Raw genomic sequence first — 21,595 nt, forward strand, 5'->3', positions numbered from 1 at the left:
CACTGTGGATTCCGGCTGACCGCCACCGGAATCCGCTTTTTGCTGTATGGATGCTAGGTGCCCGCCGGGATCTGCGCTGCCTGAATATCAGAAATGGCCGAGACATCCGCCAGAATCATCTGCGCCGCCTTCTCGGCAATCATCACCGTCGGCGAACAGGTATTGCCGGAGACGATGTTCGGCATGATCGACGCATCGGCAACCCGCAACCCCGGCACGCCGTGCACCCGCAGCCGAGCATCCACCACATCCAGCGCGCCATTGCCCATCCGGCAGGTGCCCACCGGGTGAAAGATCGTCGTACCGATCCGCGCGGCCGCCTCATGCAACTGTTCTTCGGTTTGCAGCGCCGCCCCGGGCAGGTATTCCTCGGGTTTGAAGCGTCGCAGGGCAGGGGAGTCGACAATGCGCCGGGTCAGCCGGATCGCCTCGGCCGCGACTTTCAGATCCTCGGGATCGCTCAGGTAATTCGGATCGATCAAGGGCGCCACATCGGGATCAGCCGAACGAATATCGATCCGCCCCCGGCTCAAGGGGCGCAGGTTGCATACCGAAGCGGTAAAGGCCGGGAACCGATGCAGCGGCTCGCCGAAGCGCTCCAGCGACAAGGGCTGCACGTGGTACTGCAAATTGGCCGAGGCCTGTTCCGGCGAGGACTTCACGAACGCCCCCAACTGGCTCGGGGCCATGGCCAACGGACCACTGCGGTCGTAGAGATAACGCAGGCCCATGCCGACTTTGCCCCACAGGCTATTGGCGACCTGGTTGAGGGTGCGGGCATTGCTGAGTTTGTAGATCAGGCGCAGTTGCAGATGATCCTGCAGATTGCCGCCGACCCCCGGCAGTTCGTGGCGCACTGCGATGCCGAGGTTTTCCAGCAAGGGCCGCGGGCCGATGCCCGAACGCTGGAGAATGCCGGGAGAACCGACCGAACCGGCGCACAGGACAATCTCGCGCCGAACATTGAACACATGTTCCTCACCCTGCCAGCGCGCGACGACGGCGCTGGCGCGGCCGTTTTCCAGGTTCACCCGGTCAACCTGGACACCGGTCAGGATCGTCAGGTTGGGACGCTTGAGGATTGGCCGCAAAAAAGCTTTCGACGAATTCCAGCGCACACCGGAACGCTGGTTGACCTGAAAGTATCCACAGCCCTGATTATCGCCCGCGTTGAAATCGCTGACGCTGGCAATGCCGTTTTCTGCGGCGGCATCGCGGAAGGCATCGAGGATCGGCCAGGAATAGCGCTGCTGTTCGACCCGCCACTCGCCCTGGTCGCTGTGGAATTCGCTGGCACCGCCAAAATGGTTTTCGCTGCGCTTGAACAACGGCAGGACATCGTTCCAGGCCCAGCCCGGATTACCTTGCGCGGCCCAGCGATCATAGTCGCCGGCCTGGCCACGCATATAGATCATGCCATTGATCGACGAGCTGCCGCCCAGCACCTTGCCGCGCGGGTAGCCGAGGCTGCGACCTTGCAGGCCGGGTTGCGCTTCGGTCTTGAAGCACCAGTCGGTACGGGGATTGCCGATGCAGTAGAGATACCCCACCGGCACATGAATCCAGGGGTAGTTATCCTGGCCGCCGGCTTCGAGCAGAAGGACATTTTTCTGCGGGTCGGCGGACAGCCGATTGGCCAGCACACAGCCAGCGGGCCCGGCACCGACTATCACGTAGTCATAGGGCAGGTGGGCGGATGACATAGGCAACCTCGCCTTTTTTATTGTTCTTGTCTCCCTTCATGTTATTGATTAGTTTCGAGATGAAAACCTTCGTTTTTGCGCAAGTACTGTGCGTTTTCAAGCAAGGCCGTGAACCCCGTGATTCACAAGGAAGCCCCATGTTCGACTGGAACGACCTGCGTTTTTTTCTCGAGCTGCAGCGCAGCGGACGTCTGCTGACCGCGGCCAAGCGCCTGAACACCACCCACAGCACCGTGGCCCGGCATATCGAGACCATCGAGCAGAGCCTGGGCACCGCGCTGTTTGTCCAGCACGCCCAGGGCTACGAACTGACGCCCTCGGGCCAGGCCTTGCTCAAGCATGCCGAGGCCATGGAAAACGTGGCCTTGCTGGCCCAGGAGGAAATCACCCAGGCCATCGCGCCCCTGGGCAAGATTCGCCTGGGGGTGACCGAAGGGATCGGCATCATGTTTCTCACCACGCGCATGGGCAGCCTGTACGAACGTTATCCGGGGCTGGAGGTGGAGCTGGTGGCGGTGCCGCGTTTCGTCAGCATCCTCAACCGCGAAGCGGAAATCAGCATCCACCTCGACCGGCCCAACGCCGACCTGTTGATCACTCGCAAGCTGACCGATTACCGCCTGGCGCTGTATGCCAGCCCGGACTACCTCGCCCGGGCGCCGACCTTGCAGCACCGGGATGATCTGTCGCAGCACAACTGGATCGGCTATGTCGACGACCTGCTGTTCAGCGAGGAGCTGCTGTTCCTCAACAACTTCTGCCGCACACCGAATGTGATTTTTCGCAGCACCAGCGTCATAGCCCAGCAACAGGCGGCGCGGGCCGGGCTGGGCATTGCGGTATTACCCAACTATATGGCCAAGGGCGACCCGCAGCTGGTGCGCGTGCTCCCGGAGGAGACCATCCAGCGCAGCTACTGGATCAGCACCCGACGGGAATTGCACAAGTCCGTGCGCTTGCGGGTGGTGTGGGATTTTCTGCTGGCATTGTGTGCGAGTGAGCAGGGTGTGTTGCTATCGCAATAAGAAGCGTATTCGGCCAACTACTGTGCATCATTGACAGTCAGGAGCTGCCAACCTAGACTTTGCGCCAAGTGGACTGGGGGATCCTGGTCGGCGTCGTAGCCTCGGTGAGTTTCATCGGGGCTTTTCGCTTTCTAGAGTAGGAAAAATCTTCAGCCCCCAATTTTCAAACCCTGCTCCCGCGTTCTCCCGGCCACCACTGCAGTAGAACTTTCGCTTGAGCACATCGAACGCTCGGTTCTCTTGCCCTGCGCGTAATACGCTCATTCCAATCGGCCTGGCAACAAGATCAGCCAATTGCAAGCCGGTGGAATTAACTTGTTTGGTTGCAAAAATTATTTCAAAGGGAAGTTGTATATTCAACTTATTGGCGGCGTCGCACATACGGCGAAACTCCAACTCTAATTCGTTATCTTCCTTTTTCCCTCTACGCTCAAAAATGACGTGCGTTAAAACGCCAGTCTGTCGCTTTTCCTCTAAAAGCTCGTAAAGGGTCTCCAGACAGAAGCCCAGCGCCAGATGGTAGGGGTTCTGGCTAGTACCCTGCTTTTCGCGCAACCTCATCTTATCAACCACGCAACTGATCAATATGAAGTTACTCGTATCAATGATGCTGGTCAGTTCGTCGAGGAATTCGTTTTTATGTTGTCGCGAGACAAACAAACTGGAAAAAGCGCCTTTTTCTTTTCGTATTTCCAACTCATGAAGCCCAATTAAATCATGCCCCATGTGGTTGAATTTGAATTTTTGCAAGGCAGGAATTACCGTCTCGCAGTAGTATCGCTTATGAAATATGCAAAAAGCCAGTACCAACATTGGATAATTTGCGTCTAGCCTCTGCATTCCATGATCACCGCTTTCGTCAACGTAAACGATAAAGTCACTATATTTCCCAGACACTGTAGGTAATTTCCCAAGACCAAACTCTGACTTACTTTCTCGTTCAAAGAGAGGGAGTTTTTTGGAGGGCAAGGTAGTATTTGACATCGAGTGATCGCTCCCCTGATTTTTCTTCAAGTGGAACACACTCTCAGTTCCTGCCCACCTCGATCACCTAGTCTTTTTTGAAACAAACCATTTGCGAAAAGCTCCCCCCATTGATACGAATGGAGGTGGCATCGTCATTGGTAATTTCCTGGGGCGGCGTAAAGCCGAGCATCGACGAGGCCCGGGTTGAATTGATCCACTCCAGCCGGCCCTTGATCAGGGCGCCATCAAGCGAACCGGCGCTGCTGTGGATACGCACGGTGTCCTTGCCATGCTGGTAGAAGAAGACGAACGGCCCGTTCAAACCAGGACACTCGTAGCTGCTCAACAGCCTGGGCGTCGGCATGTAGCCGCTCTTGATGATGCCGACATAGATCACCGAATAACCGATATACCCCAGCAACGGAACCGCCGCCAACGCCCCGACCCAGTACCATCGGCGCTTGCGGCTCAGTTCGTCCGGCACAGGCTCGACAGGCGAGTTATCCACAGGCAGGACCGTCTCGGGAGGGAGCAACTCGGCGGACAGGGGCTCACGCCCCCCGGAAATATCCTCCTGCGCTTCAACCACCCGAACCACGCTGGCCACCATCGGTTCGGCGAGCACAGGCTCATCCATGCGGGCATGGCGCAAAACCGGCTCGGGCCTGGGCAGCAAACGCAGGTTGCGCTGGATGATCCGGCTCTCCACCAACACAAAAATCGCACAGGCCAGCGGCATCGCCAACACCAGGCCCGGTGCCTGGGTCGCCACCCAATCGGCGATCAGCGGGTCGGACATGCCGATATCCCCGGCCACCCAGCCCAACAAGGCACCGCCCGCCGGGATCAACCAGGGATAACGCTTGAACAACCCGGTCACAAACAAACTGCCGTACATCAACATCGGGATGCTCAGCAGCAACCCCAGCACCAGAATCCCGATGTTGTCCTGGGCGACGGCGGCCAGGGCCACCACATTGTCCAGGCTCATGGTCAGGTCGGCAAAGACGATAAGCCCGACCACCGACCAGAGCGTCGACCCCGAACGCTGCGGCAAGTGTTCGGCGTCTTCTTCCCCCACCAACAACTTGATGGCAATGACTACCAGCGCGACCATGCCTGCCAGTTTCAGGCAAGGCACCTTGAGCAACAGGCTGATCACCGAGGTGAACAGGATCCGCAACCCGACCGCCACGCCCATCCCGGCGAACAGCGCCTGGCGCATCTGCCGGGCCGGCAGGTGGCGGCAGGCCAGGGCGATGACCACGGCATTATCGCCGCTCAGCAGCAGGTCGAGCAGGAACACCTGCAACGTCAGGTTGATCCCCTGCATACCGGTATCCAAGCCGATCATCTTGCCGCTCCCGCAACCATCGTCATCAATTCAACAAACCTCCTACACCACAGAACAGACCTGCCAGGGAGGCAAATCCGAATACCAGGCCCACCACCCGCGCATACCAGCCCTGTAACCTGAACGCGCCGGCCAACTGCGTACGGGCCAGCCAATAGAGCAGGCCGAGTACCGCCGGCAGCAACAATGCGTTGACCACCCCGGTGAAGATCGACAGTTCGACCAGATTGACCCCGGAACCTACCAGCACCCCGGCCCCCAGCAACATGGCACCGAATGCCGCGTAGAACCAGGGGGCGTCGGCGGGACGCTGCTCCAGGGAATGCCGTCGGCCAGTGGCCTCGCCGACGCCCCAGGCCACGGTCAGGCAAACCACGATGGTGGCCACCAGCGCGCCCCCGGCCAGCCCCATCGCAAAAACCCCGCGCCCGACTGTCTGGCCCAGGGAAGCGGTAAAGGCATCGGCCAGTTGCGGCACGCTGGTCAAGGTGAAGGACGCGTCGGAGCGGTTGAAACACGCCGCTGCGGCAATCACCACGGCAGCCGTGAGAATCTGGCAGAGGGTCGCGCCGAGAAAGGTTTCGATGCGCGCCGCTTTCAGGTGCCGGGCGCCCAGGCCTTTGTCGATCAGCGCCGACTGTTGGTAGAACACCGTCCACGGCATGACGCTGGTACCCAGGTTGGCGGCCACCAGGTAAAGGTAGGAACTGTCGTGAAATGGCATCTGGTACCACTGCGCCGCGATTTGCCGGGGATCGGGGTGAGCGTTCCAGGCCACGGCGATAAAGGCCACGCCGAACAGGCCCAGGCAAATCGCAATACGTTCGACACCCTGGTAGGAGCCGGTACAGACCATCGCGAAAATCAGCACCACCAACACGCCGATGGTTTCCCATAGCGGTACGCCGAACAGCTCGCCGACCCCGGCCAGTCCGCTCAATTCGGTGACCAGGGCACCGAAACAACTGAGCACCAGCGTTGCCAGGGACAACAACGCAATGCCACGACCAAACCGCAGGCGCACCAGTTCACCGAAGCCCTTGCCCGTTCCCAGCCCCAGGCGGATCGAGAGTTCCTGGGCGGTATACAGCAACGGAATAATGAGGAACTGCAGCAACAGCAGCCGATAGCCCCATTGCGCACCGCTCTGCGCGGCGGTGATCACGCTGCCGGCCTCGGTGTCCGCCAGCATCACCACCAGCCCCGGACCGACGGCGGCGGCCATCAGGCGCAGCCGGCTCGAGCGGATTGAAATGCTTGGCATCATGTCTGTTCCCGGCTCATGGCGTGCGTCCGTAGATGGCGAAAATTCCGTTCATCGACCCTCGGCGGGCGTCAGGGTCGGCTATTCACCTGCGGGCCACTTTTGAAATCCTTGAGGAACGCCGTATCCGGTGACAGCACCAGCGTCGGCGCGGACTCGGACAAGGACTGCCGATAGGTCTGCAGGCTGCGGTAGAGCTTGTAGAACTCGGGGTCCTTGTTGAACGCCTGGGACGAGATCTGGTTCGCCAGGGCATCGGCTTCACCATGGGTGATGCGGCTTTGCCGTTGCGCCTCGGAGATCAGCACCGCCCGTTCCCGCTCGGCATTGGCCTGGATCTGTTGCGCCCACTCGAAGCCCTGGGCGCGAAGCTCCTTGGCCTCGCGCTGACGCTCGGACTTCATCCGGTCATAGATCGCCTGGCTGGTTTCGAACGGCAGGTCGGCGCGATGAAAACGCACTTCGGTGACCTCGATGCCCAGGGGCCTGGCCTTCTCCACCACCTCGCTCTGGATATGCTCGACAATCTTCGGCCGCTCGGCGGACAACAGCGACTTGAGCATCACCTGCCCCAGCTCGCGGCGCAGCGACGAGCTGACCAACTGGGCCAGTTGCGCATTGGCCTGGTCCACCGTACGCAGGGCCTGATAGAAACGCAGCGGGTCGACGATGCGATAACGCGCATAGGTTTCCACCTCCAGGCGTTTCTGGTCACCGAGGATCACCTGCTCGGAAGGCGGTGCCAGGGTCAGGATGCGGGTGTCGTAATAGATCACGGTGTCGATCAACGGCACCTTGAGTTTCAGCCCCGGCGTACGCACCGGCGCGGTCGGCGCGCCGAGCCGGACCACCAGGGCCTGCTGGGCTTCATCGACGGTATACAGCGAGGCGCCGAGGGTCCACAGGACAACCAGCGCGAGGATCACCAGGGCCATACGAATCCGCGGTTTCATCGGGTCTGCTCCTTGGCCGGGCGCTTGTCCTGTTCCGACAGCGGCATATAGGGCACCACGCCCGAGACACCTTTGCCGGAGGTATCGATGATCACCTTGGAGGCTTTTTTCAGCACTTCATCGGTGCTTTCCATATACAGGCGCCAGCTGGTCACCTCCTTGGCCTGTGCATAACTTTCGTACACCGCCAGGAAGCTTTTCGCGTCGCCTTCGGCCAGATTGACCGCCTGGGCCTTGTAGGCCTCGGCTTCCTGGTTGATATGGGACGCTTCGCCCCTGGCCCGCGGAAGAATGTCGTTGGCGTAGGACTCGGCCTCGTTGCGCGCGCGCTCCTGGTCGGCCCGGGCCCGCTGCACATCGTTGAACGCATCGATCACCGCCGGTGGCGGATCGACGCGCTGCAACTGGATCTGGGTGATCAGCACGCCGGCTTTTTCATCGTCGAGCAAGCCTTGCAACAAGGTCTTGGTTTCCTCGGCGATCTCCTGGCGCTTGTCCGACAGGGCCGCCTGGATCGGCGTACGCCCGATCACTTCACGCAGGGCACTCTCGGCGGCCAGCTTGATGGCGAATTCGGGCTTGTCCATGCTGAACAGAAACTGCCCGGCGTCCTTGATCCGCCAGAACACCGCGCAATCGGCCTCGACGATATTCTCGTCGCCGGTCAGCATCTGCTTGTCGCGGGACAGGCTGCTGTCGTTCAGGCCGAGCGCGGGAGCGTGGCCCAATTGCAGCTGGTTGACCGTGGTGACCTTGGGCAGCAACACCGTTTCGATAGGGAAGGGCAGGTGGTAATGCAAACCCGCCTCGGTGGTGTCGACCCATTTGCCGAAGCGCAGGACGATACCTTGCTCGTCGGGCTGGACCTTGTAGATGCCACCGACGATCCAGACAAACGCCAGCAACCCGACCACCAGTGCCAGACCTTTGCCTTGCAGTCCCGTGAGGGCAACGAAACGATTGGCTTTGAGGCCCATCGCGCGGGCTTGCTCGCCCAATGAGGCGGAAGACTTTTCCGGTTCCAGGGGAGTCAAGGGCTGCGGGTCGGACATGGTCTTATCCTGGAGGCGGCTGGCCGGGGAAACGGATCAAAGATTCTATTACTAAATATTGCGCAACATCATACAGCCGAGTCCTGAATGACTCCTGACTTGGCGCAATGATTGAGGCGCCTGGATGGCAAATGTGCTGATTGGGAAATATTCCCAGGAGCAGAGCTTGAACCGGAGTGAACCCAGGCTACTTGCCCAGCACCGCCAGATGCATGTCCTGCAAGGACAGGACACGTTTGGCGGCACCCAGCTTGATGGCCTCCCTGGGCATGCCGAACACCACGCAACTGGCCTCGTCCTGGGCCACGGTCGCGGCACCGGCATCGGCCATTTCCTTGAGGCCACGGGCACCATCGTCGCCCATGCCGGTCATGATGATGCCGGTGGCGTTCTTCCCGGCGAACTTGGCCACCGAGCGAAACAGCACATCCACCGACGGCCGATGGCGATTGACCAGCGGGCCGTCCGCCACCTGCACATGGTAGTAGGCGCCGTTACGCACCAGCATCATGTGCTTGCCGCCCGGGGCGATCAGCGCCAGGCCGGGCAGGACCCGATCGTTGTTCTGCGCCTCGCGGACTTCAATCTGCGACAGCCCGTTGAGGCGCTGGGCAAAGGAGGCGGTGAATTTCTCCGGCATATGCTGAACGATGACGATCCCCGGGCAGACTCTGGGCAGCACGGTGAGCAGCGCCTCCAGTGCCTGGGTCCCACCCGTGGACGTGCCGATGGCGACAATGCGCTCGGTGGTCTGGGCCATCGCCTGGCTGCCGGCCGCCGACAACATCGCATCGGCGCTCAGCTTGCTGGCCACCTCAAGTCGTGGCGCCGCCGCGCGCGGGGCGAGGTTCCTGACATTGGCACCGGCCGCGCCACGAACGGCGCCGAGCAGATGGGCGGCGGACTCCAACAGGAAGTTCTTAACGCCGCCTTGTGGCTTGGTGATGATATCCACAGCCCCGGCCGCAAGCGCCTGCAAGGTGGTCTCGGCGCCGCGTTCGGTCAGCGAGGAGCAGATGACCACCGGGGTGGGGCGCTCGGCCATGATCTTTTTCAGAAAGGTGATGCCGTCCATGCGGGGCATTTCCACATCCAGCACAATCACGTCCGGCCAGGCCTTGGCCATTTTATCCATGGCGAAGATCGGGTCGGCGGCGACCGTCACCTCGATATCCGGTGCCTGGCCGAGGATCGCCATCAGCACTTGACGGACCACGGCGGAGTCATCGACCAGCAATACGCTTATTTTTTTCATGACTGCCTTCCACCGTTTGCAAAGAGAGATGCCGAACCCAGACAGCACCGCTCCAAGTGTCGAAGACCAGGTTGCGGTGCCCGGTTCCCCCCAGGTCCATGGCGCTGGGTGACAAGTGCAGACGCTCGGCGATTTGGGTGACGGCCGCGCAGTTCAGACCGGCGATATCACCGGCGGCATGATCGCGTGACTGGTGGGGAAACATCTCACCGCCACCAAACAACTTCAGTTGATACTCCCGGGCCTCACTCCGGTAGCCCTGAATGTGCAGCATCAACCATTCAAAGGCTTCGTCGACATAACTGCCGTCCAGGGCCTCGCCGCGCTGCTGGCGACCGGGCAGCAGACAATGGGATATCCCGCCGAGCTTGCGCACCGGATGCCAGACAATCATCGAGACACAAGAGCCCAACAGGGTATGGATACGGGTAGGGCTGTTGCGAAAGCACAGGCTTCCGGGAGCCAGGTAGATTTCTTCGACGTCCATGGCGATAGCGGTCTTCATGGCTTTTGATAGATGGAAGGAGCCACCAGCTTGAACGCGTCGCTGACGCCGTGCAGGCTTTCCGAGTGGCTGATGATGAAATAACCGCCACGCCGCAGAAACGGCAAGAGACGGTTGACCACTTTGCGCTTGGTCTCCTGATCGAAGTAGATCATTACGTTACGCAGGAAAATGACCTCGAACTCCCCCAGTTGCGGCAGGGTGTCGTTCAGATTGACCTGGATAAAGCTCACCCGCTGACGCAGGCTCTTGTCGATCAGGAAGGTGCCGCTCTGCTGACCAACGCCCTTGAGGCAATAACGGCTCAGCAACGCGGACGGCAGGTTGCTCGCCCGCTCCATCGGATAGTGCCCGCTGCGGGCCTTGGCCAATACCTGGGTGCTGATATCCGAGCCGATCACCTCCCACGGCGTACTGCCCAGGCCCTCGGCCAGGGTCATGGCCAGGCTGTAGGGTTCTTCGCCCGAGGAGCTGGCCGCGCTCCACACCCGGAAGGTCTTTCCCGGCGCGGCGCGGGGCAATACCTGTTGGCGCAGGAAGTCGAAGTGCTTGGGTTCGCGGAAGAAGTAGGTCTCGTTGGTGGTCAACAGGTCGAGGGCCACCTGCAGCTCACCAGCGTTCTCCTTGCCCATGATCAGTTTGAAATAGGCATCATAACTGTCCAGTTCGTGATGCTTGAGGCGCTTGAACAGACGCCCGGCGACCAGGGCCTTTTTCGCGGCCGACAAGCTGATGCCCGCCGCCCCGTAGAGCCAGGTCTGGAACTGGGTGAATTCGCGATCCTCGAGCTTGATGCCGTTCAACCTGACGCTCCTTCTTCACCACTCACGGCACCGGGTGTATGTGGCTACCACCGGCCTCCGCCAACTGCGACATCTCATCCACCGACAACACCCGGTCAACGTCCAGGACGATGACGAACTTGCCTTCGACCTTGGCCATGCCACTGATGAAATCGGCGCGAATGCGCGCACCGAAGCTCGGCGGCGGTTCGACCTCGGCCGCCGGAATTTCCAGCACCTCGGACACTGTGTCGACCAGCAAGCCGATATCCTGGGCCCGACCGTCATCATCGCTGGCTTCGATAATCACCACGCAACTGCGCCGGGTCACGCTCGAACACTGCTGCCCGAAGCGCGCGCCCAGGTCCACCACCGGCACCACGGCACCGCGCAGGTTGATCACGCCACGGACGAAGGCGGGCATCATCGGCACTGGCGTGACATGGCCGTACTCGATGATTTCCTTGATTCCCAGGATGCCGATGGCGAACATCTCGCCGGCCAGCAGGAACGTCAGGTACTGCGCCTCCTGCGTTGGCACCGCCACCGCCTGGCGGGTAGTCATTAATGCACCCATGTTGCTCTCCTGCATGAAAAGGGTCCGCGTCCAGGCGTCGCTCAGAACCGGGTGAACTCGCTTTCGTCGGGGCCGACGGCCTGGGCGAAACTCTTGTGCAGGGCCGGTTGCGGTGCCCGTACGACCGATCGCGCCATGCCACCGGCCGCGCGCGATTTGCCTTGCGCCACGTTCACGCTCGCATTGGCCGCCTCCAGCGTGAAAAAGCTCATCGCCTGCTGCAACTGTTCAGCCTGGCTGCTCATCTCTTCGGCCGTGGCGGCCAGCTCTTCGCTGCTTGACGCATTTTGCTGAGTGACCTGGTTGAGCTGGTTCATCGCGGTATTGATCTGCGCCACGCCGGCAGCCTGTTCTTCGGAGGCGGCGGTAATTTCCTGGACCAGATCGGAGGTCTTGTTGATCGACGGCACCATCTCGTTCAACAAATGCCCGGCCCGTTCGGCCATTTCGACACTGCTGGTGGACAGCTCGCCGATCTCCTGCGCGGCCACCTGGCTGCGTTCGGCCAATTTGCGTACTTCCGCCGCCACCACCGCGAAGCCCTTGCCATGTTCTCCCGCCCGCGCCGCTTCAATGGCCGCGTTCAAGGCCAGCAGGTTGGTCTGGTAGGCAATGTCGTCGATGATGCTGATGCGCTGGGCGATTTTCTTCATCGCCTGGACGGTCTGCTGCACGGAGTCGCCGCCATCGGTGGCTTCCTTGGCCGCCTTGCTCGCCATGCCGTCGGTAACCTTGGCGTTCTCGGTGTTCTGGTTGATGCTGGCGCTCATCTGCTCGACGGAGGCACTGGTCTCCTCGACACTGGCCGCCTGCTCGCTGGTGGCCTGGCTCATGGACTGCGCGGTGGCGCTGACTTCCTCGGACGCGCTGGCCAGGTTGTCGGCGGCGGTGCGCACTTCGCCGATAATCTGCGAGAGCTTGCCGACCATGGTCTGCATCGCCGTAAGCACCTGACCGGTCTCGTCCTTGGAACCCGATGCAATGGTTACCGCCAGATTACCCTCGGCCAACTGGCCGGCAACACCGGCAGCGGCTTTTAGCGGGGTGGCAATGATCCGCGAAATGAACAACGCCAGGGCAATGCCAATGAGCAAGGCCACGATCACCGCGGCCATGATCGACATCCGTCCGTTGGCGTAGATCTCGTTACCCCGTTGATTGGCGGCCGTCGCCCCGGTGTCGTTGAGTTCGATTATTTTCAGCAGATCGGCGGATATCAATTCGAAGGTTCGCTTCGAGTCCCCCCTGAGAACAGCCATGGCTTGCTCGCGCCCACCCTCCTGCCGGGACTCGGCGAGCATCTTCTTACTGCTGGCCAGGTAGGTCTCCCAGTCGTTCTTGAACGTATCGAACAGCGCTTGTTCCGCGGGGCCGGAAATCAGGCCGTCCTTCTCATAGCGGACAATGCGGGTGTCGACCTCCTTGCGGGCATCGGTAGTCTCTTGTTCATACTGAGCTCGCTCCGTCGAATCTTCGGCCAGCAGATAACGAATCTCCTTGATCCGATAGTTGGCGACAAAAAACCGAATGCCCGAGGACAGGCGCACGGAGGGCAGCCAGTTGTCGCGCATGTCGGTGGCGGTCTGGTTGACCTGGCCCAGTTGAATGACAGCAAATGCTCCCATCAGCGCCATCAGGACCAACACCAGCAGAAACGAAGCGATGAGCTTGGTTGCTATTCTCAGATCGTAGAACCATTTCATTGAAGGGCCCCTCCATGTGCGGTGTGGTTGGCTGAGTTGCCAGATTTGCTATCGGTCAAGGAATAAGCAGCGGCTTGCCGGGTTTCACGCTGGACCAGCTCCCCCAGCAACGCCGGAACATCGAGAATCAGAGCGACCTCGCCGCTGCCCAGAATGGTGGAGCCACTGATGCCACGCAGTGCATTGAACAGCTTGCCGAGGGGTTTGATGACGGTCTGGAATTCCCCCAGCAGCTCATCGACCACCAGTCCGGCCTTTTGCTCGGCACAACGGACCACCACCACGTTCTCGCGGCGAAGACTGAGCCCGGCATGATCGAAGTGGTCGCGTAAGCGCACCAGCGGCAGGACTTCCCCGCGCAGGTCCAGGTAGTTGTTACCCGCCAGATTCTGACGCTGCCCGGCACTCAACTCGATGCACTCCTGGACCATTTCCAGCGGCACCACGTAGTGGATCTGGCCGATGCCCACGAGGAATCCGTTGATGATCGCCAGGGTCAGCGGCAGGCGGATACGAATGACCGTGCCTTTTCCGGGTTGGCTATCCAGATCCACCGTGCCACGCAAGAGGGTGATGTTGCGCTTGACCACATCCATGCCCACGCCGCGCCCGGACAGGTTGGTCACCGCTTCGGCGGTGGAAAACCCTGCTTCGAAAATCAGATTGTAGATTTCCTGGTCCGTCAGGTTCGCCCCGACAGGGACCAGGCCGCGCTCGACGGCTTTTTGCAGAATCCGGTCGCGGTTCAGCCCGGCGCCGTCGTCGGCGATTTCCAGGACAATGCTGCCCGAATCGTGAAAGGCGTTGAGCTGCAACCGGCCCTTGGCGGGCTTGCCGGCGGCCTCGCGCAGCGACGGGGATTCGATGCCGTGATCCATCGCATTACGCAGCAGGTGCATCAGCGGATCGCCGATTTTTTCCACCACGGTCTTGTCCAGCTCGGTATCGGCACCGCTGATCAGCAGTTCGATGTCCTTGCCCAGTTCCTGGCTGACATCCCGGACCACTCGGCGGAAACGGTTGAAGGTGTCGCCGATGGGGATCATCCGCAGGTGCAACGCGCCGTCGAGGATTTCCTCCACCAGTCCCGACACCACCGAAGTGGATTCCTGCAACGGCCCGTTCGAGCTGCCGCGCGCCAACAGGTTGGCCCCGGCGCTGGCGATGACCAGTTCGCCCACCAGATTGATCAGCTCGTCCAGCTTGTCGGCATTGACCCGGACAAAGCGAGCCTCGACCACCGTAGCCTGGGGGGGCTGCTCGCGCTGCCGGCCCTGTTTTTCCAGTGCGGACTGCACCACGGCCGGTTCGACCACCCGTTGTTCAATCAGGATTTCCCCCAGTGGCATGGCCGCTGTCCCGGCCGCCTCGGCATGCTCGCGCTGGGCGCGCAAACCGTCTTCCAGTTCCTTGGTCGTCAGTGCGCCACATCGGGTCAGGATTTCCCCCAGTCGAGCCGGTTCTTCAGGCAGTGCGTTGATAAGTCGCAGGTACTCTTCCATTCGACTGTGGGGCGCCAGGATATGGATCTGGCAGTCGTCACGCACGAAATCGAAGGCCTCGGCGATGGTTTCACGGCTGGCATCGGAATCAAGGTCGATCTCGAAGCCCAGGTGACAGCTCTCGGCATCGAACAGCTCCAGGGCGGGCAGGGTATCGGCGAGAGTGACGATATGGACGATCTCGCCCAGGGTATTCAGGTAGCGAAGAAAGGACAGCGGGTCCATGCCATTGCGAAACACATCCGCGCCGAAACGCAGGGAAATGTGCCAATAGCCGGAGCTGACCGAGTCCTGGCCGGGTACCGGCTGGGCCACCGGGATATCGATCAATGCCGGCACCACAGACGCCGCCCGGACGGCCTGGTACTTCTGCAATCCCTGGCGCAGCGCCACCTCACGCTCCTGGGCGCTGTCGCTCATCGCCTCACCCGCGCCGGCCACGACCTCAACCAGCTCCAGCATATGGTCGGCACTTCTGAGCAGCAGGGCGATCAACTCGCCATCGACCTGGATGGCCCCGTCGCGCAAGCGATCGAGCACGTCTTCGACGATATGGGTAAACCCGACGATGGGGCTCAAGCCGAACAGTCCGGCGGACCCCTTGATGGTATGCGCCGCACGGAAGATCGCGCCGATGGCATCGTTGTCATCGGGTTCGGACTCCAGCTGCAACAACGATGACTCCATGTCCTGAAGCAGCTCGCGTGCTTCGACGATGAAAGTCTGCTGTGCCTGGTCGAGATTGATCGTCACGATAGAGTCCTTTTTATCGCCCCGGGGTCAGAGAACCGCGGAAGCTTGTAGCCCTGGATCACGGCTGCCCCAGCGTCCCGCCCAGGTCGCAGAGTTCGAATACCTCAAGCACTGCCGGGCTGTGTCCGCTCAGTTGCAGCGCAACGCCCGTACGCAAGGTTTCACGCTTGGCGAGCATCAACAGTTGCAGGCCCGCGCCATCGATTTCAGTGACCTGCGAGAGGTCGATCTCCAGGGGGCTGCCCAGCGTCAGGAATGGCGCCAGTTCCCCATAGAGTTCTGCGGCGGTATAGATGGTCATCTCGCCTTCGATCCCCAGGTGTGGAGTCGAAGTATCTGCTTGGCAAATGATCGGCATACGCGAATCTCCCTGTTTGCCCGGTCCTGGTAGTGCCCGGGCTCAGGGCAGGATCAGCTTGGATACGGCGGCGAGCATCTGCGCCGGCTGGAACGGCTTGACCACCCAGGCCCGTGCCCCCGCAGCCTGTCCCTCCTGCTTCTTGCTTTCCTGGGATTCGGTGGTGAGCATGATGATCGGGGTGAATTTGTAGCTGGGCAGCTTTTTCACCTCCTTGACGAAGGTGATGCCGTCCATGTTCGGCATGTTCACATCGCTGATGATCAGGTGAATTTTCTGCCCGGTCAGCTTGCCCAGGGCGTCCTTGCCGTCACTGGCTTCGATTACGTCGTATCCCGCGCTTTTGAGCGCGATGCTGACTACCTGACGAACACTGCTTGAATCGTCGACCACCATTACATTTTTTGCCATGACCGGCTCCTAAAAGAAGGTGATTTCCTGGGTACTCGTGGGTTTATTGACGTTGACCTTGCCCGTGCGGTGATTGCGCCGCTGTTCATCGGTGGCGTAGGTCAGCTCCATTTCCGCCAGCCAGGCGGGAGCATCGACCACCACCGTGGAACCCGGCACCTGGGCTTCGCGCAAGTGACGGAGCAGGGCTTCCATGTTGTTGCGGACCTGGGCGAGGATCTGGCTGACCCGGTCCTGGAATTGCAGGTTGACCAGCACTTCGGTGACCTCGTCGCGAATCCCCAGGCCTTCGCGTTGCAGCAGGGCCGCGGATTCGGAGAGTTGGCCGGTGATGCTCTTGAAGCGTTCCAGGACGCCCTGGATGCTGGCTTCCGACTCGGCCACCGAATCCTTGTCGTGATCGGTACTGCTGGCCGCGGCCTCCACCAGTTGGGTGATGGCGCCGTTGATGATGTCGACCTTGGCGGACATTTTCTGCCCGGTTTCGCTGGATTGGCTGGATAGGGTCCGCACCGCATCGGCCACCACGGCAAAGCCACGCCCGGCTTCCCCGGCGCGGGCGGCTTCAATGGCGGCGTTGAGCGCCAGCAGGTTGGTCTGCTGGGCGATGGCCGCCACTTCACCGGCCATGGCCCGCAGTTCGCCGGTGTAGCCGGTGAGGTTGCGGACCTGTACCAGCATCTCGTCGCGACTTTTCTGAATGGTTTTGAGCGACTCGATCACATGCAGCAACTCGGCATCGCTCTGGGCCAGGACCTCCAATGCACTGCCCTGGTTGTGGTCGGCCAGATCGCCCGCCGTCGCCTGGGAGTTATCAACGGTCTGTTGCAGATGTTCGGCAATGGCGCTGAAACGGCTGGTCAGTTCAATGATGGCGGTTTCGGTCTCGGTGCGTGAGCTTTCGATTTGCCGGGACCAGATGGGAATGGCTTCGAGGCAGACCGCCTCCAGGCCACCGGTGGGTGCCGTGTCGGTGGTGGTCTGGGCGGCTTGGGTGTCACTCAACATCCGGGCCGATAATTGCCGGTAGTGGCGCTGGCTCAGGAATCCAACGAAACCGCCCACCAGCAACAAGCCGGCCGACCAGGCCAGGTTGGCGGGACGCCAGTCGCTCAGCAGCAGCACGCACACAGCACAGGCAGCGGGGACCAGGGGCATCCAAAAGAAAGCGCCGGCCTGGGGGATAGGCCGCAAAGTCTGCAGATTGTCGGATGACGACATGGGGTTCCTCCCTGACTCAGTTGAACAAAGCTCCACTGAACAACAAGATTATCCGCCATGACCCGGACCTGCTTGAGCATGGCACAGGGTCAGTCGTCGGATAGTGGTAAAACGTCCAATTTCGGGATAAGGCACAATGCCATCTACCAGCACAGACCCTAGAGTGTAGACGGGCTTGCTGAATACAAAAGAGGAAATTTGCTTTAAATCGTGAAGAGAGGCACATCACCAACGCGCAACCGGGTGGCTATCACGGACAGAATTGATATCTCGACTACATTTCATGTGATGCAGGATCCGAAGGCCACGCTCCAGATTCACGGACGCAGTACATGACGAGATGGGAGAACCGTAATGGATTACCTGACCAACTTATTGCGTTCCGACGGATTCATGCCCCATGGGCACTGCTATTTATGGATACCTGAACTGCCGTGGACGAATATTATTTCGGACACCCTGATTGCGTTTGCCTATATGACGATCCCGATCACCCTTGTCTACTTTATCCGGAAAAGGCGTGATATCCCGTTTGACTGGATGTTCGCTGCCTTTGGGGTATTTATCCTCGCGTGTGGCAGCACCCATGTAATGGAGATATGGACCATATGGCATCCCAGCTACTGGCTCTCGGCCCTGATCAAAGCCATTACCGCGGTCGCCTCCTGTATCACCGCCATACTCCTGATCAAACTGATCCCTGTGGCACTGCTGATCCCGAGCCCGCAACAGCTGGCCAAGGTCAATGACGAATTGAGAAACACCCAGGCCAAACTGGTTTCCACGGCCCGTCAGGCAGGCATGGCAGAAATCGCCACCAACGTGCTGCATAACATCGGTAATGTCCTCAACAGTGTGAATATATCGGCGGAACTGGTCAGCAGCCGGGTGCGCGGCTCCAAAGCCCAGGGGCTGGGCAAGGTGGCTCATCTGATGAGCGAACACGTCGACGATTTGAGCGACTTTCTTACCGGTGACCAGAAAGGAAAGATGCTGCCCGACTATCTGCTCAGGCTGGCGGAGGCCATCACAGCGGAGCGAGAGGCGATTATCGAAGAGCTGGATCAGCTCACCAAAGGTATCAACCATATCAAGGGTATCGTCGCGGCCCAACAGGCCTACGCCGGAGCGTCCAGTTTGCTCGAGCCGGTACAGCTAAAGGATCTGTTTGAGGAAGCGCTGAAGATAAGCGCCCCTCCGCATGAGGTGACGGTGCTGAGGGAGTTGGCCGAAGTGCCCGTGCTGTCGCTGGACAAGCGTCGGGTGCTGGAAATACTGATCAACCTCATCAACAACGCCAAGCATGCAATGAGCGGAGTACCCGGACGGCAACACCAGATCATCTTGCGCGTGCATTGGGAGCCAGGAAAAAGCGTTCAGATCCAGGTCGTGGACAACGGCGAGGGCATTGCAGCGGAAAACCTGATACGTATCTTTTCCCATGGATTCACCACTCGCAAAGACGGCCACGGCTTTGGCCTGCATAGCTGCGTGATGGCCGCACATGAAATGGGCGGTAGTTTGACCGTGCGTAGCGAGGGGGTGGGTAAGGGGGCGACCTTTACGCTTGAAATCCCGATAAAAATAACAACGGAGTCTTGGTGCGCAGGGTAGACAGCGTCGGCAGAAAGTCGGCCCGTTGCATGAGCAGACTGCCAATCTCTAATTTCGGCGCATTTTCAGCCGATGGCACGGCAACGATTTCCTGCAACCTGATCCCGAAATGCTTTACCAAACCAAAAAAAAAGGCCAATGCTAAGCATTGGCCTTTTTCAATTTCTCGACACCCGATCAGAAATCCAGGTTCGACACCGCCAACGCATTGCTCTCGATAAAGTCACGACGTGGCTCTACCGCATCACCCATCAGCGTGTTGAAGATCTGGTCCGCACCGACGGCGTCTTCGATCGTCACTTTCAGCATCCGGCGAACCGCTGGGTCCATGGTGGTTTCCCACAACTGGTCCGGGTTCATCTCACCCAGCCCTTTGTATCGCTGGATGGTGTGGCGCTTGGTGCTTTCGGCCATCAACCAGTCCAGGGCTTCCTTGAACTCGGTCACGGCTTTCTTGCGTTCGCCACGCTGGATGTAGGCGCCGTCATCGAGCAAGGTGCTCAACTGCGCACCCAGGGTCACAACGGTCTTGTAGTCGTTGCTGCCGAAGAAGTCGCGGTTGAAGGTGACGTAGTTGGACAGGCCGTGGGAGATCAGTTCGACCTCCGGCAGCCAGACGTTACGTTCACGGTCTTCACGCAGGCTGGCTTTGTAGACCAGGCCGGACTTCTCGTTCAGACGCAGGCGCACTTCATACTTGGCCAGCCAATCCTGCATCGCGGCGTGATCGCCCAGTTGCTCCAGGCTCACCGCCGGCAGGTAGATGAAGTGCTCGGTCAGTTCCTGTGGGTACAGGCGCGACAGACGCTTGAGGGTCTTCATCACCATGCGGAAGTCATTCACCAGACGTTCCAGCGCCTCACCGGAAATACCCGGTGCGTCTTCGTTCAGGTGCAGGCTCGCATCTTCCAGGGCCGACTGCGTCATGTACTCTTCCATGGCGTCGTCGTCTTTGATGTATTGCTCTTGCTTGCCTTTCTTCACCTTGTACAACGGCGGCTGGGCGATGTAGATGTAGCCACGCTCGATCAGCTCCGGCAGCTGACGGAAGAAGAAGGTCAGCAGCAGGGTACGGATGTGCGAACCGTCGACGTCAGCATCGGTCATGATGATGATGTTGTGGTAACGCAGCTTCTCGATGTTGTACTCGTCGCGGCCGATACCGCAACCCAACGCGGTGATCAGCGTGCCCACTTCCTGGGACGAGATCATCTTGTCGAAACGGGCTTTTTCCACGTTGAGGATCTTGCCCTTCAACGGCAGGATCGCCTGGGTGCGACGGTTACGACCCTGCTTGGCGGAACCGCCAGCAGAGTCACCTTCCACCAGGTAGAGTTCGGAAAGGGCAGGGTCTTTTTCCTGGCAGTCCGCCAGTTTGCCCGGCAGGCCGGCAATATCCAGCGCACCTTTACGACGGGTCATCTCACGGGCTTTACGCGCCGCTTCACGGGCACGGGCGGCATCGATCATCTTGCCGACCACCAGCTTGGCTTCGTTCGGGTTTTCCAGCAGGAAGTCCGAGAAGTACTTGCCCATTTCCTGCTCGACCGCGGTCTTCACTTCGGAAGAGACCAGCTTGTCCTTGGTCTGGGAGCTGAACTTCGGATCCGGTACCTTGACCGAAATGATCGCGGTCAGGCCTTCGCGGGCATCGTCACCGGTGGTAGCGACCTTGTGCTTCTTCGCCAGGCCTTCCGCTTCGATGTAGGTGTTCAGGTTACGCGTCAGTGCGGAACGGAAACCCACCAGGTGAGTACCGCCATCGCGCTGCGGAATGTTGTTGGTGAAGCACAACAGGTTCTCGTTGAAGCTGTCGTTCCACTGCAGGGCGATTTCCACGCCGATGCCGTCTTCACGCTGGACGTTGAAGTGGAACACCTGGTTGACCGGGGTCTTGTTGGTGTTCAGGTATTCAACGAACGCCCGCAGGCCACCTTCGTACTTGAACAGCTCTTCCTTGCCGCTGCGCTCGTCCTTGAGGACGATGCCGACACCGGAGTTGAGGAAGGACAGTTCACGAATCCGCTTGGCCAGGATGTCCCAGCTGAAGTGGATGTTCTTGAAGGTTTCGGCGGAGGCCTTGAAGTGAATCTCGGTACCGGTGGTTTCGCTGTCGCCGACGGTTCGCATCGGTTCCTGTGGCACACCGTGGACGTAGGTCTGTTCCCAGATCTTGCCGCTGCGACGCACGGTCAGCACCAGCAATTCGGAGAGGGCATTCACGACCGACACACCCACGCCGTGCAAACCGCCGGAGACTTTATAGGAGTTGTCGTCGAACTTACCGCCGGCGTGCAGCACGGTCATGATGACCTCGGCCGCGGAAACGCCTTCTTCCTTGTGCACGTCTACCGGAATGCCGCGACCGTTGTCGCGTACGGTGATGGACTCATCCGGGTGGATGATGATGCTGATTTCGTCGCAATGGCCGGCGAGGGCTTCGTCGATGGAGTTGTCGACCACCTCGAACACCATGTGGTGCAGACCGCTACCATCATCGGTGTCGCCAATGTACATACCGGGACGTTTGCGTACGGCATCCAAACCTTTCAGCACCTTGATGCTGGTCGAGTCGTACGTATTTTCTTCGCTCATGC

18 protein-coding genes are annotated in these 21,595 nt (G+C 60.1%); 2 read left to right on the forward strand and 16 right to left on the reverse strand.

Features of this window, described 5'->3' with window-relative positions; genetic code table 11:
* Positions 1 to 53 precede the first annotated feature (53 nt).
* Positions 54 to 1,703, reverse strand: a complete 1,650-nt coding sequence (locus tag M5C01_RS22305; protein ID WP_152736568.1) for a GMC family oxidoreductase N-terminal domain-containing protein — start codon at positions 1,701 to 1,703, stop codon at positions 54 to 56.
* Between the two features lie 137 nt (positions 1,704 to 1,840).
* Here M5C01_RS22305 and M5C01_RS22310 point away from each other — a divergent pair, with 137 nt between their 5' ends.
* Complete coding sequence (locus M5C01_RS22310; protein WP_152736569.1) at positions 1,841 to 2,728, forward strand: LysR family transcriptional regulator; 888 nt, start codon at positions 1,841 to 1,843, stop codon at positions 2,726 to 2,728.
* A 111-nt stretch (positions 2,729 to 2,839) separates the two neighbouring features.
* Here the strand turns inward: M5C01_RS22310 and M5C01_RS22315 are convergent, their stop codons facing one another.
* From M5C01_RS22315 to M5C01_RS22380, 14 genes are all read right to left on the reverse strand, one after another.
* A complete protein-coding gene (locus M5C01_RS22315; protein WP_152736869.1) occupies positions 2,840 to 3,712 on the reverse strand; it encodes a DUF3800 domain-containing protein in 873 nt (290 codons plus the stop codon).
* Between the two features lie 67 nt (positions 3,713 to 3,779).
* Entirely contained in the window at positions 3,780 to 5,048 is a 1,269-nt protein-coding gene (locus M5C01_RS22320) for a YjbE family putative metal transport protein (RefSeq protein ID WP_152736570.1), read from the reverse strand.
* 25 nt (positions 5,049 to 5,073) lie between these two features.
* Complete coding sequence (locus M5C01_RS22325) at positions 5,074 to 6,312, reverse strand: divalent metal cation transporter (RefSeq protein ID WP_248764396.1); 1,239 nt, start codon at positions 6,310 to 6,312, stop codon at positions 5,074 to 5,076.
* A gap of 71 nt (positions 6,313 to 6,383) precedes the next feature.
* Complete coding sequence (locus tag M5C01_RS22330; RefSeq protein ID WP_103497181.1) at positions 6,384 to 7,265, reverse strand: protease modulator HflC; 882 nt, start codon at positions 7,263 to 7,265, stop codon at positions 6,384 to 6,386.
* Positions 7,262 to 8,317, reverse strand: a complete 1,056-nt coding sequence (gene hflK, locus M5C01_RS22335) for an FtsH protease activity modulator HflK (protein WP_177103984.1) — start codon at positions 8,315 to 8,317, stop codon at positions 7,262 to 7,264. The genes M5C01_RS22330 and hflK overlap by 4 nt, the downstream gene beginning before the upstream one ends.
* A 187-nt stretch (positions 8,318 to 8,504) precedes the next feature.
* Positions 8,505 to 9,572 (reverse strand): chemotaxis response regulator protein-glutamate methylesterase, encoded by a 1,068-nt coding sequence (locus M5C01_RS22340; protein WP_103497180.1) that lies wholly within the window; start codon positions 9,570 to 9,572, stop codon positions 8,505 to 8,507.
* Positions 9,541 to 10,077, reverse strand: a complete 537-nt coding sequence (locus tag M5C01_RS22345) for a chemotaxis protein CheD (protein WP_152736572.1) — start codon at positions 10,075 to 10,077, stop codon at positions 9,541 to 9,543. The genes M5C01_RS22340 and M5C01_RS22345 overlap by 32 nt, the downstream gene beginning before the upstream one ends.
* Positions 10,074 to 10,880: a protein-glutamate O-methyltransferase CheR gene (locus tag M5C01_RS22350; RefSeq protein ID WP_152736573.1), complete on the reverse strand. Its 807-nt coding sequence runs from the start codon at positions 10,878 to 10,880 to the stop codon at positions 10,074 to 10,076. The genes M5C01_RS22345 and M5C01_RS22350 overlap by 4 nt, the downstream gene beginning before the upstream one ends.
* A 22-nt stretch (positions 10,881 to 10,902) precedes the next feature.
* Complete coding sequence (locus tag M5C01_RS22355; RefSeq protein WP_103497177.1) at positions 10,903 to 11,436, reverse strand: chemotaxis protein CheW; 534 nt, start codon at positions 11,434 to 11,436, stop codon at positions 10,903 to 10,905.
* A gap of 41 nt (positions 11,437 to 11,477) precedes the next feature.
* Positions 11,478 to 13,139 (reverse strand): methyl-accepting chemotaxis protein, encoded by a 1,662-nt coding sequence (locus M5C01_RS22360; RefSeq protein ID WP_103497176.1) that lies wholly within the window; start codon positions 13,137 to 13,139, stop codon positions 11,478 to 11,480.
* Entirely contained in the window at positions 13,136 to 15,394 is a 2,259-nt protein-coding gene (locus M5C01_RS22365) for a chemotaxis protein CheA (RefSeq protein ID WP_178129695.1), read from the reverse strand. The genes M5C01_RS22360 and M5C01_RS22365 overlap by 4 nt, the downstream gene beginning before the upstream one ends.
* Positions 15,395 to 15,452: 58 nt before the next feature.
* Complete coding sequence (locus M5C01_RS22370) at positions 15,453 to 15,752, reverse strand: STAS domain-containing protein (RefSeq protein ID WP_103497174.1); 300 nt, start codon at positions 15,750 to 15,752, stop codon at positions 15,453 to 15,455.
* A 42-nt stretch (positions 15,753 to 15,794) separates the two neighbouring features.
* Complete coding sequence (locus tag M5C01_RS22375; RefSeq protein ID WP_040071872.1) at positions 15,795 to 16,163, reverse strand: response regulator; 369 nt, start codon at positions 16,161 to 16,163, stop codon at positions 15,795 to 15,797.
* A 9-nt stretch (positions 16,164 to 16,172) separates the two neighbouring features.
* Positions 16,173 to 17,384: a methyl-accepting chemotaxis protein gene (locus tag M5C01_RS22380; protein ID WP_152736574.1), complete on the reverse strand. Its 1,212-nt coding sequence runs from the start codon at positions 17,382 to 17,384 to the stop codon at positions 16,173 to 16,175.
* Positions 17,385 to 17,738: 354 nt separating this feature from the next.
* On the opposite strand from M5C01_RS22380, the gene M5C01_RS22385 reads away from it, so the two are divergent.
* Entirely contained in the window at positions 17,739 to 18,998 is a 1,260-nt protein-coding gene (locus M5C01_RS22385; RefSeq protein ID WP_152736575.1) for an ATP-binding protein, read from the forward strand.
* 177 nt (positions 18,999 to 19,175) lie between these two features.
* Here M5C01_RS22385 and gyrB read toward each other — a convergent pair whose 3' ends face one another.
* Entirely contained in the window at positions 19,176 to 21,593 is a 2,418-nt protein-coding gene (gene gyrB, locus M5C01_RS22390) for a DNA topoisomerase (ATP-hydrolyzing) subunit B (RefSeq protein ID WP_152736576.1), read from the reverse strand.
* Between the last annotated feature and the right edge of the window lie 2 nt (positions 21,594 to 21,595).

This window comes from Pseudomonas sp. MWU12-2319 (assembly GCF_023242525.1).
GTDB lineage: Bacteria > Pseudomonadota > Gammaproteobacteria > Pseudomonadales > Pseudomonadaceae > Aquipseudomonas > Aquipseudomonas gingeri_D.